Raw genomic sequence first — 24,348 nt, 5'->3', positions numbered from 1 at the left:
TGCCCTGCTGCGTGGCGTTAAGCGTGAAGATATTGAGCGTGGCCAGTGTCTGGTTAAGCCTGGTTCCGTAACGCCCCATACGACCTTCGAATCCGAAGTGTACGTTCTGTCCAAGGATGAAGGTGGTCGTCACACTCCATTCTTCAAGGGCTACCGTCCTCAGTTCTACTTCCGTACTACCGACGTAACCGGTAACGTAGAGCTGCCAGAAGGCGTTGAAATGGTAATGCCAGGTGATAACGTTCAGATGAAAGTTGAGCTGATTGCCCCCATCGCCATGGAAGACGGTCTGCGTTTCGCAATCCGTGAAGGTGGCCGTACTGTTGGTGCTGGCGTTGTGGCCAAAATTATCGAATAATAAACGAGCTTTAGACTGAAAAGTCAGTTCGTATACCGATATGGTATAAACGCCGAACCGATCTGGGTTCTAGGTCGGTTCAGGTGTTGTATTTGCTTTGGGATCGTGTATAGTACGCCACCCGGAGTCGGCTGGAATCCGTAAGGGTTATTGGCTTGAAAGGCTTCATTAGGCAGTAGGCCATTAGCTCAATTGGTAGAGCACCGGTCTCCAAAACCGGGGGTTGGGAGTTCGATTCTCTCATGGCCTGCCAGATCCCTTCCCGGATGAATTCCTGATCTGCTGAGATATTCTGGATGAGTGGTAAAACGGACGTTGAAAACATCAGTCGCCTCGATGGGTTGAAGTGGCTGGTTGTAGCAATTCTCGTTGCCGGTGGAGCATACGGGAATTCATACTTTGGCGGTGAATCTATTCTTTACCGCGTAATAGGGCTGGTGATTCTGGCTGCAATTGCAATTGGTGTTGCTCTGCAGACCGAAAAGGGTCAGCTGTTCTGGGGATTGCTTCGCGATGCCAAGGCTGAGGTGCGTAAGGTCGTATGGCCTACACGTCAGGAAACTGCACAGACTACCGTTATCGTCGTTCTGGTTGTGCTGTTTATGAGTCTGGTTTTGTGGGGTCTGGATAGTCTGCTAGGCTGGATTGTTAGCAGCCTGATTAGATAAGGACACAAGATGGCTAAACGTTGGTACGTCGTCCACGCCTATTCCGGATACGAAAAGCAGGTTATGCGCAGCTTAAAAGAGCGTGTAAAGCTGTATGGCATGGAGGATCTGTTTGGCGAGATTCTTGTACCTACAGAAGAAATTGTAGAAATCAAGAACGGCCAGAAGCGTCGTAGTGAGCGCAAGTTCTTTCCAGGCTATGTCCTGGTTCAGATGGAGATGGGAGAAGATTCCTGGCATCTGATTAAAGATACGCCTCGCGTACTTGGTTTTATTGGTGGTACGGCAGATAAGCCTATGCCGATCACCCAAAAAGAAGCTGATGTTATTCTTCAGCGGGTTCAGGAGGGTGGCGATAAGCCTCGTCCGAAGACCCTGTTCGAACCAGGTGAAATGGTTCGCGTAATTGACGGGCCGTTTGCTGACTTCAACGGGACTGTTGAAGAGGTCAATTACGAAAAGAGTCGCCTACAGGTGGCTGTAATGATTTTTGGTCGCTCTACCCCGGTTGAACTGGAGTTCAGCCAAGTGGAGAAAGGCTAATCTTAACCCGGCAGCGTCGAGCTGACTGAAAGGGCTGAGATAAGGAATATCGAGCCTCGCATTTTTGTAACTACATTTGTGTAGATTGCAGCTTGCGGGGCTTTTGACATCCGGGGTTCGCCCCGGTCTCGGGGAGCGGAAGCTGGCTCATGTTGGCTGAGGCGTTTGAACCCTCTATGAGGTAAATCATGGCTAAAAAAGTACAAGCTTATATCAAGCTGCAAGTGGCTGCTGGTAAAGCAAATCCTTCTCCACCTGTTGGTCCTGCACTGGGTCAGCACGGTGTGAACATCATGGAATTCTGCAAAGCTTTCAATGCTAAGACTCAAAGCATGGAAGCAGGTATGCCAATTCCTGTCATCATCACTGTTTACAGTGACCGTAGCTTCACTTTCGAAACCAAGACTCCGCCAGCATCCGTGCTGCTGAAGAAGGTTCTGAAACTGAAGAAGGGTTCCGGCCGTCCTAACACTGAAAAGGTTGGTACCGTAACTCGCGAGCAACTGCTGGAAGTCGCCAAGATCAAAGAACCTGATCTGACTGCAGCAGACGAAGACGCTGCTATCCGCACCATCGCCGGCTCCGCCCGGTCCATGGGTCTGAACGTGGAGGGTGTGTAAGATGGCAAAACTGACTAAGCGTGCAAAACTGATTGCTGAAAAGGTTGAGTCCACCAAGGCTTACACCTTCGAAGAAGCTGCCAAAATCCTGGCTGAGCTGTCCACCGTTAAGTTCAAGGAATCTGTAGACGTTTCCGTGAATCTGGGTGTTGATCCACGTAAATCCGATCAGGTTGTTCGTGGCTCCGCCATCATGCCTTCCGGTACTGGTAAAGACGTTCGCGTTGCTGTGTTCACTCAAGGCGCAAACGCTGAAGCTGCTAAAGCTGCAGGTGCTGACATCGTTGGTATGGATGATCTGGCTGCTCAGGTTAAAGCTGGCGAAATGAACTTCGATGTTGTTATTGCTTCTCCTGATGCAATGCGTGTTGTTGGTCAGCTGGGTCAGATTCTTGGTCCTCGCGGCCTGATGCCTAACCCTAAGGTTGGCACTGTAACTCCTAACGTTGCTGACGCTGTTAAAAATGCCAAGTCTGGTCAGGTACGTTTCCGTACTGACAAGAACGGTATCATCCACGCAAGCGTTGGTAAGGTAGATTTCGAAGCTTCCGCTCTGAAACTGAACGTTGAAGCTCTGATCGCTGAACTGAAGAAGCTGAAGCCTGCTTCCGCTAAAGGCGTATACCTGAAGAAGATCTCCCTGTCTTCTACTATGGGTCCTGGCCTGACTATCGATCCTTCCACTCTGGAAATCTAATCCAGTCTGCGTCGAGATTGAAAAATTCGCTATGCTCATAGCTCTTTTGAAATATGAGTATCAGCAAACCATCTTTGGGGTCCTCTCATTCGAGGACTGTCAAAGATCGCAGGTGTGAGAGAGGCTTTTCAGTTAGTTCTGATGTTGTAGTACTCAATTGCTTAATTTCCTGCGTGAGACGGTGAATCGATTGTCTGACAATTGGCCCTTCACCGTATTAAGTGTCACCGGGTTTGTTGCCCAAGGCGCAGCCCGGTGAGTTATGCACTTTACCAAACTGGAGTAAAGCCCCATGGCGTTAGGTCTCGAAGACAAAAAAGCGATTGTCGCTGGTGTCAATGAGGCTGCCCAAAGCGCTCTGTCGGCTGTAATCGCGGACTACCGCGGCCTGACTGTTGACCAGATGACTGCTCTGCGTAGCGAAGCTCGCAAGAACGGTGTTTACCTGAAGGTCGTACGTAACACTCTGGCCAAGCGTGCTGTTCAAGGTACTGAATTTGAGTGCCTGAACGAAGCCCTGGTAGGTCCTACTATCCTGGCATTCTCTCAGGAAGATCCGGGCGCTGCTGCCCGTGTCCTGAAGGATTTTGCTAAGGAGAATGACGCCCTGGAAGTGAAGGCTCTGTCCATTGGCGGCAAGCTGCTCGGTGCCGAGCAGATTGACGTTCTGGCCAAGATGCCAACACTGGATCAGGCGCGTGCGATGCTGATGAGCGTAATGATTGCACCTGTGACCAAGCTGGCACGTACTCTGAACGAGTTCCCAGCGAAGATCACCCGTGTAATGGCAGCTGTTGCCGACGAGAAGAAGAACGCTGCTTAATTAGCAGTCTTCTCATCGTTTTTAATTTTTTTTGCCTGGGAACAGGCAACAGGTTTTACCCTGAAGATTTCTGGAGAAAGAGAAATGGCTCTGTCCAAAGAAGATATCCTGAACGCAATTGCTGAAATGAGCGTAATGGAAGTTGTTGAACTGGTTGAAGCAATGGAAGAGAAGTTCGGCGTAACTGCCGCTGCTGCTGTTGCTGCTGCTCCTGCTGCTGCTGGCGAAGCTGCTGCTGCCGCTGAACAGACTGAATTCGACGTAATTCTGACTTCCGCAGGCGATAAGAAAGTAAACGTAATCAAGGTTGTACGTGCAGCTACTGGCCTGGGCCTGAAAGAAGCTAAGGGCGTTGTAGACAGCGCTCCAGCTCCTCTGAAGGAAGGCGCTTCCAAGGAAGAAGCTGAAGAGCTGAAGAAGCAGCTGGAAGAAGCTGGTGCGACTGTAGAAATCAAGTAATTTCTACTTTGCATGACTTCAGGCTTATTGCATGATGAGCCGAATGGCTGGTGCCTTTGGCACCGGCCTTTTTCCGTTGTGAAGGATGCGCCTTTTTATAAACGGTTTTATAAGTAGTTTTTCAAACTGTTTATGTAAATTGCGTGCAGTTCTGAATAGTCTTGTTAGAATGTGGAGTTTACCGCATTAAATAAGACGTATAAGCGGAAAAGGTTCCTGGTAACGGGAGCAGCCAATGATGAATTGGTTTGAAAGTATTTGTGCTCTGGTCAACTTGGTTTGACGGTTCAGGACCCGTGGTTTCGGGTTTGTGGGGGTAGGCACTCGACTTGCTGCAGATATTGCGAGCGGTTTTATGACAGAACGAGATGACTTCATGTTCAACGGGAGTACCGTGGGGCAGAGGTCTTTTTCTGCGTAAAAAAGTTAAGTGAATTTCACCATGTCCTGATCCTGTTGAGGTCCGAGCCTGCTTGGTTCAATAACGGAGCCGGACAAACCAAGTTTACCGGAGCACCGGTCGTGAGCATCAGGATTCTGATGGCTTCGAAAATGAATGAGAGGCTACCCGCCCTCGAGACAAAGGTCGTGGCCTATGTAGGCGCGCACGACAGATCCGCAGGTGACCTAGCTGGGGAACGCTGATGGCTTACTCGTATACAGAGAAAAAACGTATCCGTAAGGATTTCGGCAAATTGCCGCAAGTCATGGATGTGCCCTATTTGCTGGCAATCCAGCTGGATTCCTATCGCAAGCTTCTGCAAACCGATACGGGTCCAGAGGGACGTAACGATATAGGATTGCACGCGGCTTTCAAGTCCGTGTTCCCAATTGTCAGCTATTCCGGCAATGCCGCACTTGAATACGTCGGTTACCGTCTTGGTACTCCGGCTTTTGACGTAAAGGAATGTCAGCTTCGTGGGGTAACCTACGCTGTGCCTTTGCGCGTGAAAGTGCGTCTGATCATTTATGATAAGGAAAGCGCCAACAAGGCGATCAAAGATATCAAGGAACAAGAAGTCTACATGGGTGAAATTCCACTCATGACAGACAACGGTACCTTCGTTGTTAACGGTACCGAGCGGGTAATTGTATCCCAGCTGCACCGTTCGCCAGGTGTGTTCTTTGATAACGACCGTGGTAAAACCCACTCTTCCGGCAAGCTGCTTTATTCCGCCCGGGTTATTCCTTACCGTGGCTCATGGCTTGACTTCGAATTCGATCCCAAAGACCTCCTCTTTGTGCGTATCGACCGTCGTCGTAAGCTGCCGGCAACAATCCTGCTGCGCGCCCTGGGCTACAGCAGTGAACAGATTCTTGATCTGTTCTTTGAAAGCAACGAATACAAGATCAGCAGTAACGGCGTTACTTTTGATCTGGTTCCTGAGCGTCTGCGTGGTGAAGCGTCCAGCTTCGATATCCGCGACAACGATGGCAACGTTATTGTTGAACAGGGCCGCCGTGTAACCGCACGTCATATTCGACAGTTGCAAAAAGCTAATATCAGTACTCTGGAAGCACCACCGGAATATATTCTGGGTAAAGTGCTGGCCAAGCCGGTAATCCACTCTGCTACAGGCGAAATTCTGGTTGAGTGCAACACCGAGCTGACCATGGAAATCTATGAGAAGCTGCTCGCTGCTGGCGTGAAGTCCGTTGATGTTATCTATACCAACGAGCTGGATTGCGGCTCCTATGTGTCCGACACCCTGCGTGCCGACACCACCACCAATGCAATGGAAGCTCTGGTAGAAATCTACCGCATGATGCGTCCTGGCGAGCCACCTACCAAGGAAGCCGCCGAGCAACTGTTCCAGAACCTGTTCTTCACCGCCGAGCGTTACGATCTGTCCGCTGTTGGCCGCATGAAGTTCAACCGTCGTCTGGGTCGTGAAAGTGATACCGGTGCTGGCATCATGGACAACGACGATATTATCGAAGTTATGAAGACTCTCGTTAATATCCGTAACGGTAAGGGAGTATGCGATGATATCGACCACCTGGGTAACCGTCGTGTACGTTCCGTTGGTGAAATGGCAGAAAACCAGTTCCGTGTTGGTCTCGTTCGTGTAGAGCGTGCCGTTAAAGAACGTCTGTCCATGGCAGAATCCGAAGGGCTGATGCCTCAGGATCTTATCAACGCCAAGCCAGTGGCTGCTGCCATCAAGGAATTCTTCGGTTCCAGCCAGCTGTCCCAGTTCATGGACCAGAACAACCCGCTGTCTGAGGTCACTCACAAGCGTCGTGTTTCTGCGTTGGGTCCCGGTGGTCTGACCCGTGAACGTGCAGGCTTCGAGGTTCGAGACGTACATCCGACTCACTACGGTCGCGTATGTCCTATCGAAACCCCTGAAGGTCCAAACATCGGTCTGATCAACTCTCTGGCAACCTACGCGCGCACTAACCCGTACGGTTTCCTGGAGTCCCCATACCGCAAGGTTGTTGATGGTAAGGTAACAGACGACATCGATTACCTGTCCGCGATTGAAGAAGGCGAATTCGTTATTGCCCAGGCTTCCGCGACAATGAACGACAAGATGGAACTGACCGAAGAACTGGTCAACGTTCGTCATCGCAACGAAGTGACCCTGACTGCACCGGATAATGTTCAGTACATGGACGTTTCTCCACGTCAGGTTGTATCCGTTGCAGCGTCCCTGATTCCATTCCTGGAACACGATGATGCGAACCGGGCTCTGATGGGTTCCAACATGCAACGTCAGGCTGTACCTACTCTGCGTGCTGACAAGCCGCTGGTTGGTACGGGTATGGAGCGCAACGTAGCGCGCGACTCCGGCGTATGTGTGGTTGCTCGTCGTGGCGGTATCATCGAATCCGTAGACGCAAGCCGTATCGTTATCCGTGTACACGATGACGAAGTTCAGCCTGGCGAAGCTGGTGTTGATCTGTACGGTATGACCAAGTACACCCGTTCCAACCAGAACACCTGCATCAACCAGCGTCCGCTGGTGAAAGCTGGTGAGACTGTGCACCGCGGCGACATCCTGGCTGATGGTCCTTCCGTTGACATGGGTGAACTGGCCCTGGGTCAGAACATGCGCATCGCGTTCATGCCCTGGAATGGTTACAACTTTGAGGACTCCATGCTCGTATCTGAGCGTGTAGTTCAGGAAGACCGCTTCACTACTATCCACATTCAGGAACTGACCTGTGTGGCGCGTGACACCAAGCTGGGTTCTGAGGAAATTACCTCCGATATTCCAAACGTGGGTGAATCTGCACTGAACAAGCTGGACGAAGCCGGCATTGTTTACGTGGGTGCGGAAGTAGAAGCAGGCGACATCCTGGTTGGTAAGGTAACGCCTAAGGGCGAAACCCAGCTGACGCCAGAAGAAAAACTGCTGCGTGCGATCTTCGGTGAGAAGGCCTCTGACGTGAAGGACACCTCCCTGCGTGTTCCGACTTCCGTGAAAGGTACTGTTATCGACGTACAGGTGTTCACTCGTGACGGCGTTGAGAAAGATTCCCGCGCACTGTCTATCGAGAAGAGCCAGCTGGACGAGATTCGTAAGGATCTGAACGAAGAGTTCCGTATTGTAGAAGGTGACACCTTCGCCCGTCTGCTGGCGGCTATTGAAGGTCAGAAGATTGATCGTGCACCTGGTCTTCAGAAAGGCGATGTCCTGACTGCAGATTATCTTAACGGACTGGAGCACGAACAGTGGTTCCGTCTGGTGATGTCTGAAGAAGAGTTGAACAACCAGCTGGAGGCTGCCCAGAAGCAGCTGCAAGAGCTCCGTGCTCAGCTGGACGAGCGCTTCGAAGACAAGAAGAAAAAACTGCAGACTGGCGACGACATGGCGCCTGGCGTACTGAAGATCGTCAAGGTTTACCTGGCGATCAAGCGTCGTATCCAGCCTGGTGACAAGATGGCAGGTCGTCACGGTAACAAGGGTGTTATCTCCATCATCATGCCGGTAGAAGATATGCCGCACGATGAATTCGGTAACCCTGTTGATATCGTGCTGAACCCGCTGGGTGTACCGTCTCGTATGAACGTAGGACAGGTGCTGGAAACTCACCTGGGTGCAGCTGCCCGTGGTCTTGGTCACAAGATCAACGAGATGGTTCAGTCCCAGCAGGCGATCGCCAAGATTCGCAAGTTCCTGAACGAGATTTACAACGTTGTAGGTGCCGGCCGTATTAAGGAAGACATCGACAACTTCTCTGATGAGGACGTTCTGGAGCTGGCTCGTAACCTGTGCAAGGGTGTACCAATGGCGACCGCCGTATTCGACGGTGCCAAGGAAGCTGAAATCAAGGCTCTGCTGCGTCTGGCAGATCTGGATGACAGTGGTCAGGTATCCCTGTATGACGGCCGTACCGGTGATCGCTTCGAGCGTCCGGTGACTGTTGGCTACATGTACATGCTGAAGCTGAACCACCTGGTAGACGACAAGATGCACGCCCGTTCTACCGGTTCCTACTCTCTGGTAACGCAACAGCCTCTGGGTGGTAAAGCCCAGTTCGGTGGCCAGCGTTTCGGTGAGATGGAAGTGTGGGCACTGGAAGCATACGGTGCTGCCTACACCTTGCAGGAAATGCTCACGGTTAAGTCCGATGACGTTGCCGGTCGTACCAAGATGTACAAAAACATCGTGGACGGTGACCATCGCATGGAACCAGGCATGCCTGAGTCCTTCAACGTATTGGTGAAGGAAATCCGTTCTCTGGGTATCGATCTCGAACTGGAATCTGAGTAATCAGTTTCTTAAAGAGATCTTAGGCTCAAGGTTAAATACGGCGGGTACCACGTATCCGCCGGCTTCTGAGAGGAGAAGCGATGAAAGACTTACTTAATCTGCTGAAATCCCAGGGACAAACGGAAGAATTTGATTCCATTCGTATCTCCCTGGCCAGCCCGGAGATGGTTCGTTCCTGGTCTTACGGTGAAGTTAAAAAGCCGGAAACCATCAACTACCGAACGTTCAAGCCTGAGCGTGAGGGTCTTTTCTGCGCCAAAATCTTTGGCCCGGTTAAGGATTACGAGTGCCTGTGCGGTAAGTACAAGCGTCTCAAGCATCGTGGTGTTATCTGCGAGAAGTGTGGCGTAGAAGTTGCTCTGGCGAAGGTTCGCCGTGAGCGCATGGGTCACATCGAACTGGCAGCCCCTGTTGCCCACATCTGGTTCCTGAAGTCTCTGCCGTCCCGTATCGGCCTGCTGCTGGATATGACTCTGCGTGATATCGAGCGTGTTCTGTACTTCGAATCTTATGTTGTTATCGATCCGGGTATGACCACTCTGGATCGTGGTCAGCTGCTGAACGATGAAGAATACTACGAAGCTCTGGAAGAGTTCGGTGATGATTTTGACGCCCGCATGGGTGCAGAAGCTGTACAGCACCTGCTGGCAGACATCGAACTGAAAGAAGAGATCGATCAGCTGCGTGAAGAAATTCCGCAGACTAACAGTGAAACCAAGATCAAGAAGCTGACCAAGCGCCTGAAACTGCTGGAAGCCTTCTACAACTCCGGCAACAAGCCTGAGTGGATGATCATGAGCGTTCTGCCGGTTCTGCCGCCAGATCTGCGTCCTCTGGTTCCTCTGGATGGCGGCCGATTCGCGACTTCCGATCTGAACGATCTGTACCGTCGTGTTATCAACCGTAACAACCGTCTGAAGCGTCTGCTTGAGCTGAACGCACCAGACATCATCGTACGCAACGAAAAGCGTATGCTGCAGGAGTCTGTAGACGCCCTGCTGGATAACGGCCGTCGTGGCCGCGCTATCACCGGTTCCAACAAGCGTCCTCTGAAATCCCTGGCCGACATGATCAAGGGTAAGCAGGGTCGTTTCCGTCAGAACCTGCTGGGTAAGCGTGTTGACTACTCCGGTCGTTCCGTAATTACTGTAGGCCCAACCCTGCGCCTGCATCAGTGTGGTCTTCCCAAGAAGATGGCACTGGAACTGTTCAAGCCATTCATCTTCGGCAAGCTGGAAACCCGTGGTCTCGCCACCACAATCAAAGCTGCCAAGAAGATGGTTGAGCGTGAAGAGCCCGTTGTATGGGATATCCTCGATGAGGTTATCCGTGAGCACCCGGTTATGCTGAACCGTGCTCCTACTCTGCACCGTCTCGGTATCCAGGCATTCGAACCTGTACTGATCGAAGGTAAAGCTATTCAGCTGCACCCACTGGTATGTGCGGCCTACAACGCTGACTTTGACGGTGACCAGATGGCGGTACACGTACCGCTGACACTGGAAGCACAGCTCGAAGCTCGTGCCCTGATGATGTCTACCAACAACATTCTGGCACCTGCTAACGGCGAACCTATCATCGTTCCTTCTCAGGACGTTGTACTGGGTCTGTATTACATCACCCGTGACCGTATCAACGCCAAGGGTGAAGATCTGGTGTTCAAGGACATCAGCGAAGCTCTGCGTGCTTACCGCACCGGTGCTGCAGAACTGCACGCCCGCGTTAAGGTTCGCATTTCTGAAACCGTTAAGAATGAAGATGGCGAGATGAGCACCCGCACCTTCCTTGCAGAGACCACCATCGGTCGTGTTCTGCTGTGGGAGATTGTGCCAGACGGCCTGCCATTCGAACTGGTTAACCAGGCGATGAAGAAGAAGGCGATCTCTCGTCTGCTGAACGCCTGTTACCGTAACGTTGGTCTGAAAGAAACTGTTATCTTCGCAGACCAGATGATGTACATGGGCTTCAGCTACGCCACCATTTCTGGTGCGTCCATCGGTGTTAACGACTTCGTTATCCCACCAGAGAAAGGCCAGATCATCGACGAAGCGTACTCCGAAGTGCGTGAAATCGAAAACCAGTTTGCTTCCGGTCTGGTAACCCAGGGCGAAAAGTACAACAAGGTTATCGATATCTGGTCCCGTGCGAACGAAGTGCTGGCTAAGCGCATGATGGACAACCTCAAGACTGATCTTGTTATCAACAAGAAAGGCGAAGAGGAAGAGCAGGAATCCTTCAACAGCGTCTACATGATGGCCGACTCCGGTGCGCGGGGCTCCGCAGCACAGATTCGTCAGCTGGCTGGTATGCGTGGTCTGATGGCCAAGCCAGACGGCTCCATCATCGAAACACCAATCACTGCGAACTTCCGTGAAGGTCTGAGTGTACTTCAGTACTTCAACTCCACTCACGGTGCTCGTAAGGGTCTGGCGGATACCGCACTGAAGACTGCAAACTCCGGTTACCTGACCCGTCGTCTGGTAGACGTTGCGCAGGATCTGGTTGTTACGGAAGACGACTGTGGTACTACCAAAGGTCTGCTGCTCACCCCAGTTATCGAAGGTGGTGAGGTTGTACAGGATCTGGGTGAACGTATTCTGGGCCGTGTGGTGGCTGAAGACGTTTACGTACCGGGCTCCGACGATATTGCAGTGACTGCTGGCACCCTGATCGACGAGAAATGGGTTGCCCGTCTGGAAGAGCTGAACGTCGATGAAATGATGGTTCGTTCTTCTATTAGCTGTGAAACTCGTCATGGTGTGTGTGCCAAGTGTTACGGCCGTGATCTGGGCCGTGGTCACATCGTTAACCCAGGTGAAGCTGTTGGTGTTATCGCTGCACAGTCTATCGGTGAACCTGGTACACAGCTGACCATGCGTACCTTCCACATCGGTGGTGCTGCATCCCGTGCGGCTGCACAGGACAACATCACTGTGAAGGCCAAGGGTACAATCCGTCTGACCAACATCAAGACTGTTGAGCGTAAGGATGGCAACCTGGTTGCTGTATCCCGTTCCGGTCAGCTGGCTCTGGCAGATGAGTTTGGTCGTGAGCGTGAGCGCTACAAGCTGCCTTACGGTACTGTTCTGTCTGTTAAGGACGGTGCAAGTGTTGAAGCTGGTGCCATTGTTGCGAAGTGGGATCCACATACCCACCCAATCGTGACCGAAATTGCTGGTAAGGTTCGCTTTATCGGTATGGAAGAAGGCATCACCATCAAGCGTCAGACTGATGACATTACTGGTCTGTCCAGTATCGAGGTTATCGATCCTAAGGATCGTCCAGCAGCTGGTAAGGACATCCGTCCTGCGGTTGAACTGCTTGATGAGAACGGTAATGAACTGACCCTGCCAGGCAGCAACAACCCGGCGCAGTACTTCCTGCCCGCTAACGCGATTGTTGCCCTGAAAGATGGCGAGACTCTCGAAATCGGTCAGGTTATCGCACGTATGCCTCAGCAGTCGTCCGGTAACAAGGATATTACCGGTGGTCTGCCACGGGTGGCCGACCTGTTTGAAGCCCGTAAGCCGAAAGAATCCTCCATTCTGGCGGAAATCTCCGGTGTTGTTTCCTTCGGTAAGGAAACCAAGGGTAAGAAGCGTCTGGTGATCACTCCAACTGACGGTGCAGATCCTTACGAGGAACTGATTCCTAAATGGCGTCAGCTCAACGTGTTCGAGGGTGAAAACGTTGTTAAGGGTGAAGTTATCTCCGATGGTCCATCCAACCCTCACGATATTCTGCGCCTTCTGGGTGTAACGGCTCTGGCCAATTACATTGTGAAGGAGATTCAGGAAGTTTACTTGCTGCAAGGCGTTAAGATTAACGACAAGCACATCGAAACTATCCTGCGCCAGATGCTGCGTAAGGTCGAAGTGACTGATTCCGGCGATTCCGATCTGATCCGTGGTGAGCAGATCGAATACGTGAAGGTTCTGGAAGTGAACGACGAAATGAATGCAACCGACCGCTTCCCTGCGAAGTTTGAACGCATTCTGCTGGGTATCACCAAGGCCTCTCTGGCAACAGAATCCTTTATCTCTGCGGCTTCCTTCCAGGAAACCACACGAGTACTGACCGAAGCTGCAGTAACCGGCAAGTCCGACCACCTGCGCGGTCTGAAGGAAAACGTTGTTGTGGGTCGACTGATTCCGGCTGGTACCGGTCTGTCCTACCACGAAGAGCGTCGCAAGCGCGATCAGGAGCAGACAGTCACTATCTCTGCTTCCGACGTTGAAGCCGCTCTGTCTGAAGCTCTGAGTCAAGGCGACGCTTAATCCGCGTTTCCTTTTCCAAGGCCCTCCAAAAACCGGTCAGTGAAAGCTGGCCGGTTTTTTTGTGTCTGCGCTTTGCAAGCCGTATAACATCCGTAGTTATAAAAAAGGCCGGTCAGCTTTTCAGCTAACCGGCCTTTTGGGTTTCAATCTCTGCTTAAATGACGACCACAACAGTCGCAATGCTCAGAACCATTGCAAAGCCATAGCACAGTACCTTGATGCCGTTACCCGCGTGGATCTGCAGGTCATGCATACCGTGGTATACACGATGGATGCAGCCCCAGTAGCTTGGTACCAGAGCAACGATAATGCTCAGGCGACCAATCCAGCTTTCCATGAAGAAAGCGTGCATACGCTCGTACGACAGAGTGCTGGCATCAAAAAATACCAGAGACAGGATAATACCGGTCATGAAGAAGGCAATGGTCATACCACCGGCGCCAAACAAGCTCCACAGAAGTGGTTCAATGTGCTTAGGCTTGCTCATGCGGTACCTCCCATAGCGGCCAGGGCAATGATCACGATGTTAACAACAACGACGCCACCCAGCAGACCGTTGCGGATTGGCATGTCGCCCACAGCTTTACGCACCTGCTGAGGAGCAACACGTGGAGCCATATTGGCAAAAGTGATGGTGTGAATCAGGGTCAGGCCCAGAGTCACCAGTGCAAACACAACCATGAGAGGGTTGCCCTGCATGGTCATCCATGCGTTCCAGGCATCCGGGCCGGCGGCCAGCTTGAACAGGCCGTTCAGCAGGTTGATGCAGTACAGCAGGTTGAAAACACAGCTGGATTCGCGAAGCATATAGAACCGGTAAGCCGGGTGCTTCATGAACCAGTTGCCTGGCATGGGACGTACGTAGGGACGACGGCTCATATTACTTATCTCCCTTGCGTGGCATCAGGAAGGAGAGGGCCCAGTCCTGAGCACCCTGTGCTTTGTTTTGGTTAATAGCGGCAGCGGGGTCAACATTCTTCGGGCAAACCTCGGAACAATAACCTACGAAGGTACAAGACCAAACGCCGTTCTTGTCCTGAATCACCTCAGTACGCTCGTCAGCACCCTGATCACGATTATCCAGATTGTAACGATGTCCCAAAGCCAGGGCTGCTGGACCAGTGAACAGTGGGTTCAGACCCATCTGAGGGCAAGCGGAGTAGCACAGCATGCAGTTGATGCACATGGAGAACTGCTTGTACAGACCCAGCTCAGCAGGCTTCTGCTTGTAAACGCCGGTAGACGTCTTTTCAGGCTGCTTCTTCTTGGGAGCGGCCTTGGTCGCGTCAACGGCATCGATGATGTAAGGCTTCACAGACTCCAGCTTCTTGATGAAGTCGGAAGAATCAACAACCAGATCACGCTCGATGGGGAAGTTAGCCAGAGGCTCAATGCGCATCTTTTCCGGATAGTAGCTGCGCAGGAACGTTTCGCAGCCCAGCTGAGGCTTGCCGTTGATAACCATGCCGCAGCTTCCGCAAACAGCCATACGGCAGGACCAGCGGTAAGACAGGCTGGAATCCATTTCATCCTTGATGTATTCCAGAGCATCCAGTAAAGACCAGTCTTCTACATAAGGAATCTCAAAGGTGCCAAAAGTTGGTGCTTCGTCAGACTCCGGGTTGTAACGCAGAATCTCAAGAGTAATGGTGCGGTCGTTGGTCTTGATCATATCGGTCATTACTTCTGCTCCCCTTTCTCAGCGGCTGCGCCATAGGTACGGGCTGCAGGCTGGAAGCGAGTGACGTTCACATCTTCGTAAGACAGAGTGGCTTCGCCCTTGTCGTTCAGTGTGATCAGAGAGTGCTTCAGGAAGTTCTCGTCGTCACGCTTTTCAAAGCCGTCGAGACGCTGGTGTGCCCCCCGGGATTCTTTACGGTTGAGAGCGCCGATGGCCATACCCTGAGCAACCGTCAGGCTGCTTTCCAGTTCAAAAGCTTGCAGCAGTTCGGTGTTGAACACTTTGCTCTTGTCTTCAACTTTTACATTCTTGAAGCGTTCACGCAGTTCAGTGATCTTGTCCACACCCTCTTGCATCTCTTCACCGATACGGTAGATGCCCAGAGTCGTTTCCATGGTCTTAACCATGTCGTGACGGATATGGGATGCTTTCTCGGTGCCGTTGGCGTTACGCATCTTCTCAATGCGATCCAGGTTGGCATTGGCGTGATCCAGCAGACGGGTCTGGTCGGATTGTGTTGCGTGCCTGGCAAACTCGATAGCGCTCTCACCGGCCACCTTACCGAATACAACGGTTTCTGCCAGAGAGTTGGAACCCAGACGGTTAGCACCGTGCATACCGTTGCTCGCACATTCACCCACAGCGAACAGGCCAGGAATGCTGGTAGAGCAATCCAGATTCGCACGGATACCCCCCATGGTGTAATGAACAGCAGGACGTACAGGCACTGGCTGGTGAACAGGGTCAACGCCCATGTAATTCTTGGCCAGGGAGCAGATCAGAGGCAGACGCTCCATGAGCTTCTTCTCCCCCAGGTGACGCAGATCCAGATGAACAGCATCACCCAGTGGCGTTTCGATGGTGCGGCCCTTACGCTGCTCCTGCCAGAAAGCCTGGGACAGTTTGTCACGTGGGCCCAGCTCCATGTGCTTGTTCTTTGGCTGACCAACAGGGGTTTCTGGCCCCAGGCCGTAGTCCTGCAGGTAGCGGTAGCCATCTTTGTTCAGCAGGATACCACCTTCACCACGGCAGCCTTCGGTCATCAGTACGCCGGAACCTGGCAGGCCGGTTGGGTGGTACTGAACAAATTCCATGTCACGTAGAGTCGCGCCAGCGCGCAGAGCCATAGCATGGCCATCGCCGGTTACGATGGCACCGTTGGTATTGAAGCGGAAAGTACGGCCAGAGCCGCCAGTCGCGAAGACAACAGCTTTACCCAGGAAGGTGTGAGGTGCACCAGAGTTGATCTGGATAGCGGTTACGCCCTGTGCACGACCATCTTCGATGATCAGATCAGTAGTGTAGAACTCATCGTAACGCTTGATGTTAGGGTACTTGATGGAGGTTTGGAACAGGGTGTGCAGCATGTGGAAGCCAGACTTGTCCGCTGCAAACCAGGTGCGCTCAATTTTCATGCCACCGAAGGCACGAACATTCACATCACCATCATCTTTACGGGACCAGGGGCAACCCCAGTGCTCCAGCTGAATCATTTCTTCTGTGGAGTTGGCAACAAAGTAGTCAACAACATCCTGATCACAGAGCCAGTCACCACCGGCTACGGTATCGATAAAATGGTTTTCGAGAGAGTCGTGTGATTGAACCACACCGGCGGAGCCACCCTCTGCAGCAACAGTGTGACTGCGCATGGGGTAAACCTTGGAAATCAGAGCGATATCAAGATTTGGGTTTTTCTCGGCGGCAGCGATGGCGGCTCGAAGGCCTGCGCCACCGGCTCCTACAACGATAATGTCTGCTTTGACAACCTGCATGGCAGCCTCAGGTACTAATCCATACGCCAGCATGCAGATCTCTTATCCAATAGATCCTGGCCGATCGTGTGGGGGGTTATTGGTGGCAGGTATTCTAATAACTGATACAGGCGTAAGGCATGACGGGAATCAATAACTGCCCCGCCTTCACGTCAAAAATAGTTCAAATTTTGTCAAGTAAATCTGCACTCAGTAAGGAGCTTGTCAGGTGGGGGGAAAGTTGCGTCAGGCGCCTACAAAATACGGACATAGATCAAAAAAGATTCACCTTCTGATGAGGTAAAAAATGCTTATTCAAGCTTTTAAGTCTCTGGAATACTTATGTCTAACGATGCAAAAGAAAACAAGGTGACTTTGGGTAATTTGATTGCCCTTGGTTTTGCTATTGTCTTCTTCTCCGGACTTCTGAAGTCCAATGAATGGTGGGGGCTTTTTGATTTTACCACCCTGAATGGTGCTTTTGGCCGTATTGGTGATCTGGGTAGCTTCCGTGGCTCGGGGGGCGGTGGTGCCCGTGACGGTTTTATCTTCGCTTTTACTCTGGTGCCTACTGTTATGTTCGCCATGGCAATGATTGAAGTGCTGGAGCATTTTGGTGCCCTGGATGCTGCGCGCAAGCTGCTCTCATATGTCTTGCGCCCAGTCCTGGGTGTGCCCGGTGAGAGCGCGTTGGCACTGATTGCTTCTCTGCAGTCTACTGATGCGGGTTCTTCTATCACACGCGGTCTGTTAGATGAAGGTAAAATAACCAAGGATGAAAGCGACACTTTCACTATGTTTCAGTTCTCTGGTGGCGCGATGCTGGTGAACTTTTTCTCCTCTGGTGCGGTTCTCTTTACTCTGACTAATGCTGATGGCTCTCCAGCTGTAACCGCATCTATCGGTTTGTGTGTGGCAGTGATGTTCATCATGAAGATTGTGGGTGCCAACCTGATGCGCTTCGGCCTGCGCTTCTCCGCTAAGAAAAAAGGCGATGTTGTTGAATCTAAAGCTGCTGCTGCACGGGGATAAGTCAGATGTCTGAAGCTGCAAAAAAACCAATGATTACCGACGTGTTTGTTGCCGGTGCCCGTAAAGGCTGGAATATCGCAGTGTCCAGTACCATTCCTAATGTGATGATGGCTTTCGTAATCATCAAGGGGCTGGTGATTACGGGGGCTCTGGGCATGATTGGCCAGGTGTTTGCGCCGGTTATGGCACTGGTTGGCTTGCCCGGAGAAGCGGCTGCCGTTCTGATGGGTGCGATGATGTCCATGGGGGGCGCTGTGGGGGTGGCGGTTGGCCTGTTTGATTCCGGTGCTCTGACTGGCGATCATCTGGCTATTCTGGCTCCGGCTATCTACCTGATGGGTTCTATTGTTCAGTATGCGGGTCGTATTCTGGGTGTTGTTGGTACCGAGGCCGGCAAGATCCCTGTGATGTTTGGTATCTGCATCCTCAACGCTTTTCTCGCCATGTTTATTATGAATATTCTGGTGTAATAAATGTGAAGTGATAGTGCAGGGAGGCTTGTTAGCTTCCCTTTTTTGTCTGCGTTACCCCAGAATTTTATGAACAAGGGCAGGGACGTCGCGGATACTTTCTAGCTCGTGATAATGGTGTTCAGCCGCATGGTCGTCGGAGACTGATTCATGAACCCATGTAGACTCATAGGGGATGTAAACACCCGTTCCGCCGATACGGTCGGTGGGTAATACGTCAGACTTTAGTGAATTACCAATCATCCAGAAGTTTTCAGGCTTGATTTTATGACGCTGGAGCAGGCGTGTGTATGTCTCGTCATTTTTCTCGGAAACAATTTCCACAGCATCAAAGTGATCGGCTAAGCCGGAGCGGGCAATCTTACTCTCTTGGTCAAATAGATCGCCTTTGGTGATAAGCATGAGCTGAAAGTCTTTCAGGGTGTTCAGAGTGTCCTCAACACCATCAAGGAGCTGGATGGGGTAAGTCATGATGGATTTGCCCAGCTCGATAATATCCTGAATTTCAGCGCCGGTTACCCGGCCTTCAGAAAGCTCGATCACACTCTCAATCATGGAGAGGGTGAAGCCTTTGGCGCCATAGCCAAAGATGTGAAGGTTTTTCACTTCCTGTGCATAAAGGTGATCGAGCAGGTTGTTGCCACGGTAGTAGCGCTCCAGTAATTTCAGGACTTCCTTTTCAGCTTCGCGAAAATAAGGTTCGTTTGGCCAGAGGGTGTCATCCGCATCGAAGGCTATGACGACGGAGGAGGAATGGGTCATGGAGGTGGTATAGCTGAATGGATAAGCCCTCAGTATATCACTCTTAGTGTGGTAATGTGGGCGCCAAGCACATCATCTGTGGAGATATAAAGGTGAGTATAAAAACCAGGGTTGGCATTGCGTGTGTTGTACTGGGGGCGGGAGCATTGGTTGCATGGCCTGCTGTATCTGCCCGCATTGCTGAACAGATGATTAGCTCTCAGCTTGAGGTCATGGCTGAACAGGGTGGTTATGACCTTGTTGAACTGCACTATGACCGGGGCTTCTCCGAGAGTCAGGTAACTGCGCGCTTTCAAGGAGAAGGGCTTCGTTCACTGAGTCATGAAGTGATTAAGCTGAACGGCACAATACTTCATGGTGGCGTTATGGATCTCCCTAATCTTGTGGAAATTGATGGTGATATTCAATTTACACAGGGAGAGGAGGATTCTCAGTACTCTTATGGCGGCGAATTCACCGGAGGTATGTCCCTCTTGGGGAGCGTGCATGGGGCGGTGGACATGGCGCCGTCTGTTTTGCCGGTACAGGGAGAAGAGGGTGTAGTAGCTGCCCTCGATAGTTATACCGTTTCCTTTGATGGTGACCCTCGCAGCCGCGTACAGGAATTTCAAGTCACTCCGTTGACTGTTCGGGTCGAGGATGCTACTCGTCAGTCATTTCAGATTGAGACCTCACCATCAACGCTTCACTGGGATCAACAGGATGAGTCCTTGAGTGTTGACGTGCCAAAGATGGAGCTGGTACTGGATGGTCGTGAAGAGCAGGCGGCAAGTATTGCTGACCTCGTTATCAACAGCAGGGATAGTGATAGCAATGGGGTTGCTGGAACGAAATTCAGCTTATCCACAGGCAATATTCATATTGAGGGGCGAGATGAGGCTGTACTCAAAAAAGTGGAGTTGAGCTCCAGCCTGGAAAATCTTGATATAGGTGGCCTGAAAAATCTTGTGCGCGCTGTGCAAGAGTCGGAGGCTACAGGTCATGAGAAGGCTAATCAGGACGTTATGGATGCCATTTACGCCCTTATGAATGGTCAGCCAGCATACAGCCTTGAGGATTTGACTCTGGATACCGGCCATGGTGTTTTCTCAATGAACTTTTCCATGTCTGCGAAGGAAGGGGCCGGAGATGTTTGGCGCCAGGTGCTGGATGAGTCTGGTAATAATCCTGCAGTGGCCGGTGGTGGCCTGATGGGTGTGTTTAATGGAGAAGTAGGTGTTCAGCTGGATGAGCAATTGATTGACTGGAGCTGCCATAGCTTCTCTGCTATGCAGGTTTCTGATCCTGTTCAGGTAGATATGATAGCTGGTATATGTGGCCAGCTGATTAAGAAGGGGCACTTCCTGGGAGAAAGCTGTACTGATAACAGTTGCCGGGTGAAAATGGCGCAGGTGCAGAAACAGTGGCAGAAGGACTTTTCGCTGGATGCTCGCTTCGATGGCAAAAATATCACTCTTAACGGTGTGACGTTTAAGCCTCTGGAGTTTATGACAGCTTTCTAAGAGCTTGTACTACTCATCAAACTATGGCCCCAGAGGCCATAGTTTGATGGGTAAATTGTAACGACGAATGATTTTTTGTGCAGCATCCAGATGAGGGGTATCACTGTGACTCTTCAGGATGAGCACAATGCCTGCTTTCAGGCCTGTCAGTTCGGCATAATAAAGAGACTGTCCAATGGCTTCCGTCCATTTATGAGCAAAGTCCACCTCAATGGCGTGAGTTTTTGTAACACAGTCAACACGCGGTCCCTGAGGCAGTTTAACCTCTGATTCTCCCCCGACACCGTCGCACCATACGTTCTGGTACCACGATTCTCTCGAGGCATATGCGGGGGAAATTGCGTGAGATGCCCATAAAAGCAGAAGGAAACAGGTTGCTTGTTTCATACGTGTATATACTCTTCCGTGGTTGCTAGTCGTATCAATCCTTTCTGAAATTGACCTGAGTCCGGTAAATACATTGGCAGAGAGAGCGAGCTTTTCTTGACGGGGAATTTCACTCTATTTAAAATCCGGTGCCTTTTAATGTGCCCAGCCCATACTTGTCAGCCTCTTTTCCGAAAGCAGGTGCAGAAACAAGTAGTTGGGTAAAGCGCATTAAAACGAGTCAGGTTTACCTGATTCTTTTGATTCTGGCGCTTATTCCTCTGAGTGCTGGAATCGTATTGTTTTTAGAAACAGTAGTTCATTCATTGGAGAGTATGCCTAATGGCAACTATTAACCAGCTTGTTCGCAAGCCTCGCAAGCGCAAGGTCAAGAAGACCGACGTGCCTGCGCTGCAAAGCTGCCCACAAAAGCGTGGCGTTTGCACCCGTGTGTACACCACTACCCCTAAAAAGCCAAACTCCGCACTGCGTAAAGTTTGCCGTGTGCGTCTGACCAACGGCTTTGAAGTGACTTCCTACATTGGTGGTGAAGGCCACAACCTGCAGGAACACTCCGTTGTTCTGATCCGTGGCGGTCGTGTAAAAGACTTGCCAGGTGTTCGTTACCACACCGTTCGCGGTACTCTGGATACTCAGGGTGTTAACGATCGCCGCCAGGGCCGTTCCAAGTACGGTACCAAGAAGCCTAAGTCCTGATTTAGGCCTTAGCTTTTAAGTCACAAGAAAAATTGCAGCGCGCTTCTATCATTGTTTGAGCAGTTTTCTGCTGATGTGATTATCGAAAGCGTCGACATGCTGCGATTGTGGCTGAATCAGATTATTTTGCATCTGGTTGAAGAGTAAGGCCGAGTCGAAGCCTGATCTCGGACTAACCTGAAAATCGAGGACATATTGTCATGCCAAGAAGAAGAGTCGTCGCTAAGCGCGAAGTACTTCCAGATCCTAAGTTTCAGAACAAGGTTCTGGCTAAGTTCATCAACCACGTAATGGTTCACGGTAAGAAGTCCGTAGCCGAGCGTATCGTTTACGGTGCACTGGACAAGATTCAGGAGCGTTCCGGTAAGGATGCTCTGGAAGTGTTTGAAGCTGCACTGGAAACCATCTCTCCAGTGGTTGAGGTTAAGAGCCGTCGTGTTGGTGGCGCCACCTACCAGGTGCCTGTAGAAGTTCGCCCTTCCCGTCGTATGGCTCTGGCTATGCGCTGGTTGGTTGATGCTGCACGTAAGCGTGGCGAGAAGTCCATGGACCTCCGTCTTGCTGGCGAAATGCTTGATGCTGCCGAGAAGAAAGGCGCAGCAGTTAAGAAGCGTGAAGACGTGCATCGTATGGCAGAAGCCAACAAGGCATTCTCCCACTACCGTTTCTAATACGTTCTTTCAGAGGATTGAGTCGTGGCCCGTAAAACCCCGATACGCCGTTACCGTAACATCGGTATCTGTGCCCACGTCGACGCGGGTAAGACCACTACCACCGAGCGCATTCTGTTCTACACCGGTCTGTCCCACAAGATTGGTGAAGTACACGACGGCGCCGCTACCATGGACTGGATGGAGCAGGAACAGGAGCGTGGTATCACTATCACCTCCGCTGCTACCACCTGTTTCTGGCGTGGTATGGATGCCCAGTTCGACGAGCATCGTGTAAACATCATCGATACTCCCGGACACGTTGACTTTACTATCGAAGTAGAGCGCTCCCTGCGTGTTCTCGATGGTGCTGTAGTTGTTCTGTGTGGTTCTTCAGGCGTACAGCCTCAGACTGAAACCGTATGGCGTCAGGCTGATAAGTACGAAGTACCTCGCATGGTATTCGTAAACAAGATGGACCGTACTGGTGCCGACTACATGATGGTCGTAAACCAGCTGAAGGACCGTCTGGGTGCGAACGCTGTACCTATGCAGATGACTATCGGCTCCGAAGACGAATTCAAGGGTGTTGTTGACCTGGTTAAGATGAAGGCCATTCTGTGGAATGAAGCTGACCAGGGTATGACCTTCGAATACGCAGACATCCCTGCCGACATGGCAGACCAGTGTGCAGAAATGCACGAATACCTGGTTGAGTCTGCTGCAGAGTCTTCCGAAGAGCTGATGGAGAAGTACCTGGAAGAAGGTGAACTCTCCGAGGAAGAAATCAAGGCTGGTATCCGTGCGCGGACCCTGGCTAACGAGATCATCCCGGTATTCGGCGGTTCTGCGTTCAAGAACAAAGGCGTTCAAGCTGTTCTTGATGCTGTTATCGAATACATGCCTTCCCCTCTCGAGGTTAAGGCTATCGAAGGTATCGTTGGTGAAGATGCCGAAGGTGAGCCAGTTATGGAAGCTCGTGAAGCTGACGATAACGCTCCTTTCGCTGCGCTGGCGTTCAAGATTGCTACCGACCCATTTGTTGGCACTCTGACCTTCGCCCGTGTTTACTCTGGTATTGCGACTTCCGGTAGCTCTGTAATCAACTCCGTTAAGTCCAAGAAGGAACGTATCGGCCGTATGGTGCAGATGCATTCCAATAACCGTGAAGAGATCAAAGAAGCACTGGCTGGTGACATCGTTGCCCTGATCGGCATGAAAGATGTAACCACTGGTGAGACTCTGTGTGATCCTGCGCACCCCATCGTACTGGAGCGTATGGAATTCCCAGAGCCTGTGATCTCTGTAGCTGTTGAGCCTAAGTCTAAGGCTGACCAGGAGAAAATGGGTATCGCACTGGGCAAGCTGGCCCAGGAAGATCCTTCCTTCCGTGTGAAGACTGACGAGGAAACTGGTCAGACTATCATCTCCGGTATGGGTGAGCTTCACCTGGACGTACTCGTTGACCGTATGCGTCGTGAGTTCAAGGTTGAAGCAAACATTGGTAAGCCTCAGGTTGCTTACCGTGAGAAGATCAAGTCCAGCGTTGAAGCTAACCACAAATTCGCCAAGCAATCTGGTGGTCGTGGTCAGTATGGTCACGTTGTGGTTGAGTTCTCCCCAGCCGATGCAGGCGAAGAAGGTCTGGTGTTCATCAACGAAATCGTTGGTGGTGCGATTCCTAAGGAATACATCCCTGCTGTTCAGAAGGGTATCGAAGAACAGATGCAGAACGGTGTTATTGCCGGCTATCCTCTGCTGGGCCTGAAGGCTCGTCTGTTTGATGGTTCCTTCCACGAGGTTGACTCCAACGAGATGGCGTTTAAAATCGCCGCATCTCAGGCACTGAAGAAGTACGCACCACAGGCTCAGCCTGTGCTGATGGAACCTATGATGCAAGTTGAGGTGGTAACACCTGAAGACTACATGGGTGACGTTATGGGCGACCTGAACCGTCGTCGTGGTCTTGTTCAGGGTATGGAAGATACCCCTGCTGGTAAGACTATTAACGCTCAGGTTCCTCTGGGTGAAATGTTTGGTTATGCCACCGATCTGCGTTCCGCCACTCAAGGGCGTGCAACGTACACCATGGAGTTTGCAGAGTACGCAGAAGCTCCAAACAGCATCGCGGAAGCGGTGATCAAGGCTAACCAGGGTTAATTTTTTCAGACTCGCAAGAAGGTAAGTGAAAATGGCAAAGGAAAAGTTTGAACGTACTAAGCCGCACGTAAACGTCGGCACCATCGGT

General features: G+C 51.5%; 21 protein-coding genes and 1 tRNA gene. 16 read left to right on the top strand and 6 right to left on the bottom strand.

Going from position 1 to position 24,348, the window contains the following annotated elements:
- The 10 genes from E1189_RS09830 to rpoC all read left to right on the top strand — a co-directional run.
- Positions 1-358: EF-Tu C-terminal domain-related protein (locus E1189_RS09830; RefSeq protein ID WP_456238836.1), on the top strand; the 358-nt coding region annotated here is incomplete at its 5' end.
- 177 nt (positions 359-535) lie between these two features.
- Positions 536-611, top strand: a tRNA-Trp gene (locus E1189_RS09825).
- Between the two features lie 43 nt (positions 612-654).
- On the top strand, positions 655-1,026 hold the full coding sequence (gene secE / locus E1189_RS09820; protein WP_155159900.1) for a preprotein translocase subunit SecE: 372 nt from the start codon (positions 655-657) through the stop codon (positions 1,024-1,026).
- Positions 1,027-1,035: 9 nt separating this feature from the next.
- Complete coding sequence (gene nusG / locus E1189_RS09815; protein ID WP_155159899.1) at positions 1,036-1,569, top strand: transcription termination/antitermination protein NusG; 534 nt, start codon at positions 1,036-1,038, stop codon at positions 1,567-1,569.
- A 188-nt stretch (positions 1,570-1,757) separates the two neighbouring features.
- Entirely contained in the window at positions 1,758-2,189 is a 432-nt protein-coding gene (gene rplK / locus E1189_RS09810; protein ID WP_155159898.1) for a 50S ribosomal protein L11, read from the top strand.
- Position 2,190: 1 nt separating this feature from the next.
- Positions 2,191-2,886 (top strand): 50S ribosomal protein L1, encoded by a 696-nt coding sequence (rplA, locus tag E1189_RS09805; RefSeq protein ID WP_155159897.1) that lies wholly within the window; start codon positions 2,191-2,193, stop codon positions 2,884-2,886.
- Positions 2,887-3,178: 292 nt separating this feature from the next.
- The gene (rplJ, locus tag E1189_RS09800) at positions 3,179-3,709 is read left to right on the top strand and encodes a 50S ribosomal protein L10 (RefSeq protein WP_155159896.1); all 531 of its coding nucleotides are present in this window, start codon (positions 3,179-3,181) and stop codon (positions 3,707-3,709) included.
- An 84-nt stretch (positions 3,710-3,793) separates the two neighbouring features.
- Positions 3,794-4,168: a 50S ribosomal protein L7/L12 gene (gene rplL / locus E1189_RS09795; protein ID WP_155159895.1), complete on the top strand. Its 375-nt coding sequence runs from the start codon at positions 3,794-3,796 to the stop codon at positions 4,166-4,168.
- Positions 4,169-4,812: 644 nt separating this feature from the next.
- Positions 4,813-8,892, top strand: a complete 4,080-nt coding sequence (gene rpoB / locus E1189_RS09790) for a DNA-directed RNA polymerase subunit beta (protein WP_155159894.1) — start codon at positions 4,813-4,815, stop codon at positions 8,890-8,892.
- Positions 8,893-8,972: 80 nt separating this feature from the next.
- Positions 8,973-13,169, top strand: coding sequence for a DNA-directed RNA polymerase subunit beta' (gene rpoC / locus E1189_RS09785; RefSeq protein ID WP_155159893.1), 4,197 nt, complete (start codon positions 8,973-8,975; stop codon positions 13,167-13,169).
- A gap of 154 nt (positions 13,170-13,323) precedes the next feature.
- On the opposite strand, the gene frdD is transcribed toward rpoC, so the two are convergent.
- The 4 genes from frdD to frdA are packed head-to-tail and all read right to left on the bottom strand — an operon-like array spanning position 13,324 to position 16,655.
- Positions 13,324-13,656, bottom strand: a complete 333-nt coding sequence (gene frdD, locus E1189_RS09780; protein ID WP_155159892.1) for a fumarate reductase subunit FrdD — start codon at positions 13,654-13,656, stop codon at positions 13,324-13,326.
- Positions 13,653-14,048: a fumarate reductase subunit C gene (locus E1189_RS09775; RefSeq protein WP_155159891.1), complete on the bottom strand. Its 396-nt coding sequence runs from the start codon at positions 14,046-14,048 to the stop codon at positions 13,653-13,655. Before E1189_RS09775 ends, frdD begins: the two co-directional genes overlap by 4 nt.
- Position 14,049: 1 nt before the next feature.
- Positions 14,050-14,850: a succinate dehydrogenase/fumarate reductase iron-sulfur subunit gene (locus tag E1189_RS09770; protein WP_408014716.1), complete on the bottom strand. Its 801-nt coding sequence runs from the start codon at positions 14,848-14,850 to the stop codon at positions 14,050-14,052.
- On the bottom strand, positions 14,850-16,655 hold the full coding sequence (gene frdA, locus E1189_RS09765) for a fumarate reductase (quinol) flavoprotein subunit (protein ID WP_230460306.1): 1,806 nt from the start codon (positions 16,653-16,655) through the stop codon (positions 14,850-14,852). Before frdA ends, E1189_RS09770 begins: the two co-directional genes overlap by 1 nt.
- 288 nt (positions 16,656-16,943) lie before the next feature.
- On the opposite strand from frdA, the gene E1189_RS09760 reads away from it, so the two are divergent.
- Together E1189_RS09760 and E1189_RS09755 are read left to right on the top strand one after the other, a co-directional pair.
- Positions 16,944-17,633, top strand: a complete 690-nt coding sequence (locus E1189_RS09760) for a nucleoside recognition domain-containing protein (RefSeq protein WP_155159890.1) — start codon at positions 16,944-16,946, stop codon at positions 17,631-17,633.
- Between the two features lie 5 nt (positions 17,634-17,638).
- Positions 17,639-18,103, top strand: coding sequence for a YjiG family protein (locus tag E1189_RS09755; RefSeq protein ID WP_155159889.1), 465 nt, complete (start codon positions 17,639-17,641; stop codon positions 18,101-18,103).
- A gap of 54 nt (positions 18,104-18,157) precedes the next feature.
- Here the strand turns inward: E1189_RS09755 and E1189_RS09750 are convergent, their stop codons facing one another.
- A complete protein-coding gene (locus E1189_RS09750; protein ID WP_155159888.1) occupies positions 18,158-18,865 on the bottom strand; it encodes an HAD family hydrolase in 708 nt (235 codons plus the stop codon).
- Between the two features lie 92 nt (positions 18,866-18,957).
- On the opposite strand from E1189_RS09750, the gene E1189_RS09745 reads away from it, so the two are divergent.
- The gene (locus E1189_RS09745) at positions 18,958-20,367 is read left to right on the top strand and encodes a DUF945 family protein (protein WP_155159887.1); all 1,410 of its coding nucleotides are present in this window, start codon (positions 18,958-18,960) and stop codon (positions 20,365-20,367) included.
- A gap of 21 nt (positions 20,368-20,388) precedes the next feature.
- Here E1189_RS09745 and E1189_RS23875 read toward each other — a convergent pair whose 3' ends face one another.
- Positions 20,389-20,574 (bottom strand): hypothetical protein, encoded by a 186-nt coding sequence (locus E1189_RS23875; protein WP_196221359.1) that lies wholly within the window; start codon positions 20,572-20,574, stop codon positions 20,389-20,391.
- Positions 20,575-21,075: 501 nt separating this feature from the next.
- On the opposite strand from E1189_RS23875, the gene rpsL reads away from it, so the two are divergent.
- From rpsL to fusA, 3 genes are all read left to right on the top strand, one after another.
- Positions 21,076-21,450 carry a 30S ribosomal protein S12 gene (gene rpsL / locus E1189_RS09735; RefSeq protein ID WP_155159885.1) on the top strand — a complete coding sequence of 125 codons (375 nt, stop codon included), beginning with the start codon at positions 21,076-21,078 and terminating at the stop codon, positions 21,448-21,450.
- A 200-nt stretch (positions 21,451-21,650) separates the two neighbouring features.
- The gene (rpsG, locus tag E1189_RS09730; RefSeq protein WP_155159884.1) at positions 21,651-22,121 is read left to right on the top strand and encodes a 30S ribosomal protein S7; all 471 of its coding nucleotides are present in this window, start codon (positions 21,651-21,653) and stop codon (positions 22,119-22,121) included.
- A 24-nt stretch (positions 22,122-22,145) separates the two neighbouring features.
- Positions 22,146-24,260: an elongation factor G gene (gene fusA, locus E1189_RS09725; protein ID WP_329601967.1), complete on the top strand. Its 2,115-nt coding sequence runs from the start codon at positions 22,146-22,148 to the stop codon at positions 24,258-24,260.
- The last annotated feature ends 88 nt before the right edge of the window (positions 24,261-24,348 follow it).

The organism is Parendozoicomonas verongulae, assembly GCF_009711465.1.
In the GTDB taxonomy this organism is placed as follows: domain Bacteria; phylum Pseudomonadota; class Gammaproteobacteria; order Pseudomonadales; family Endozoicomonadaceae; genus Sansalvadorimonas; species Sansalvadorimonas verongulae.
The sequence above is the reverse complement of the archived record's forward strand: the minus strand, read 5'-3'. Positions and strand labels throughout refer to the sequence as shown.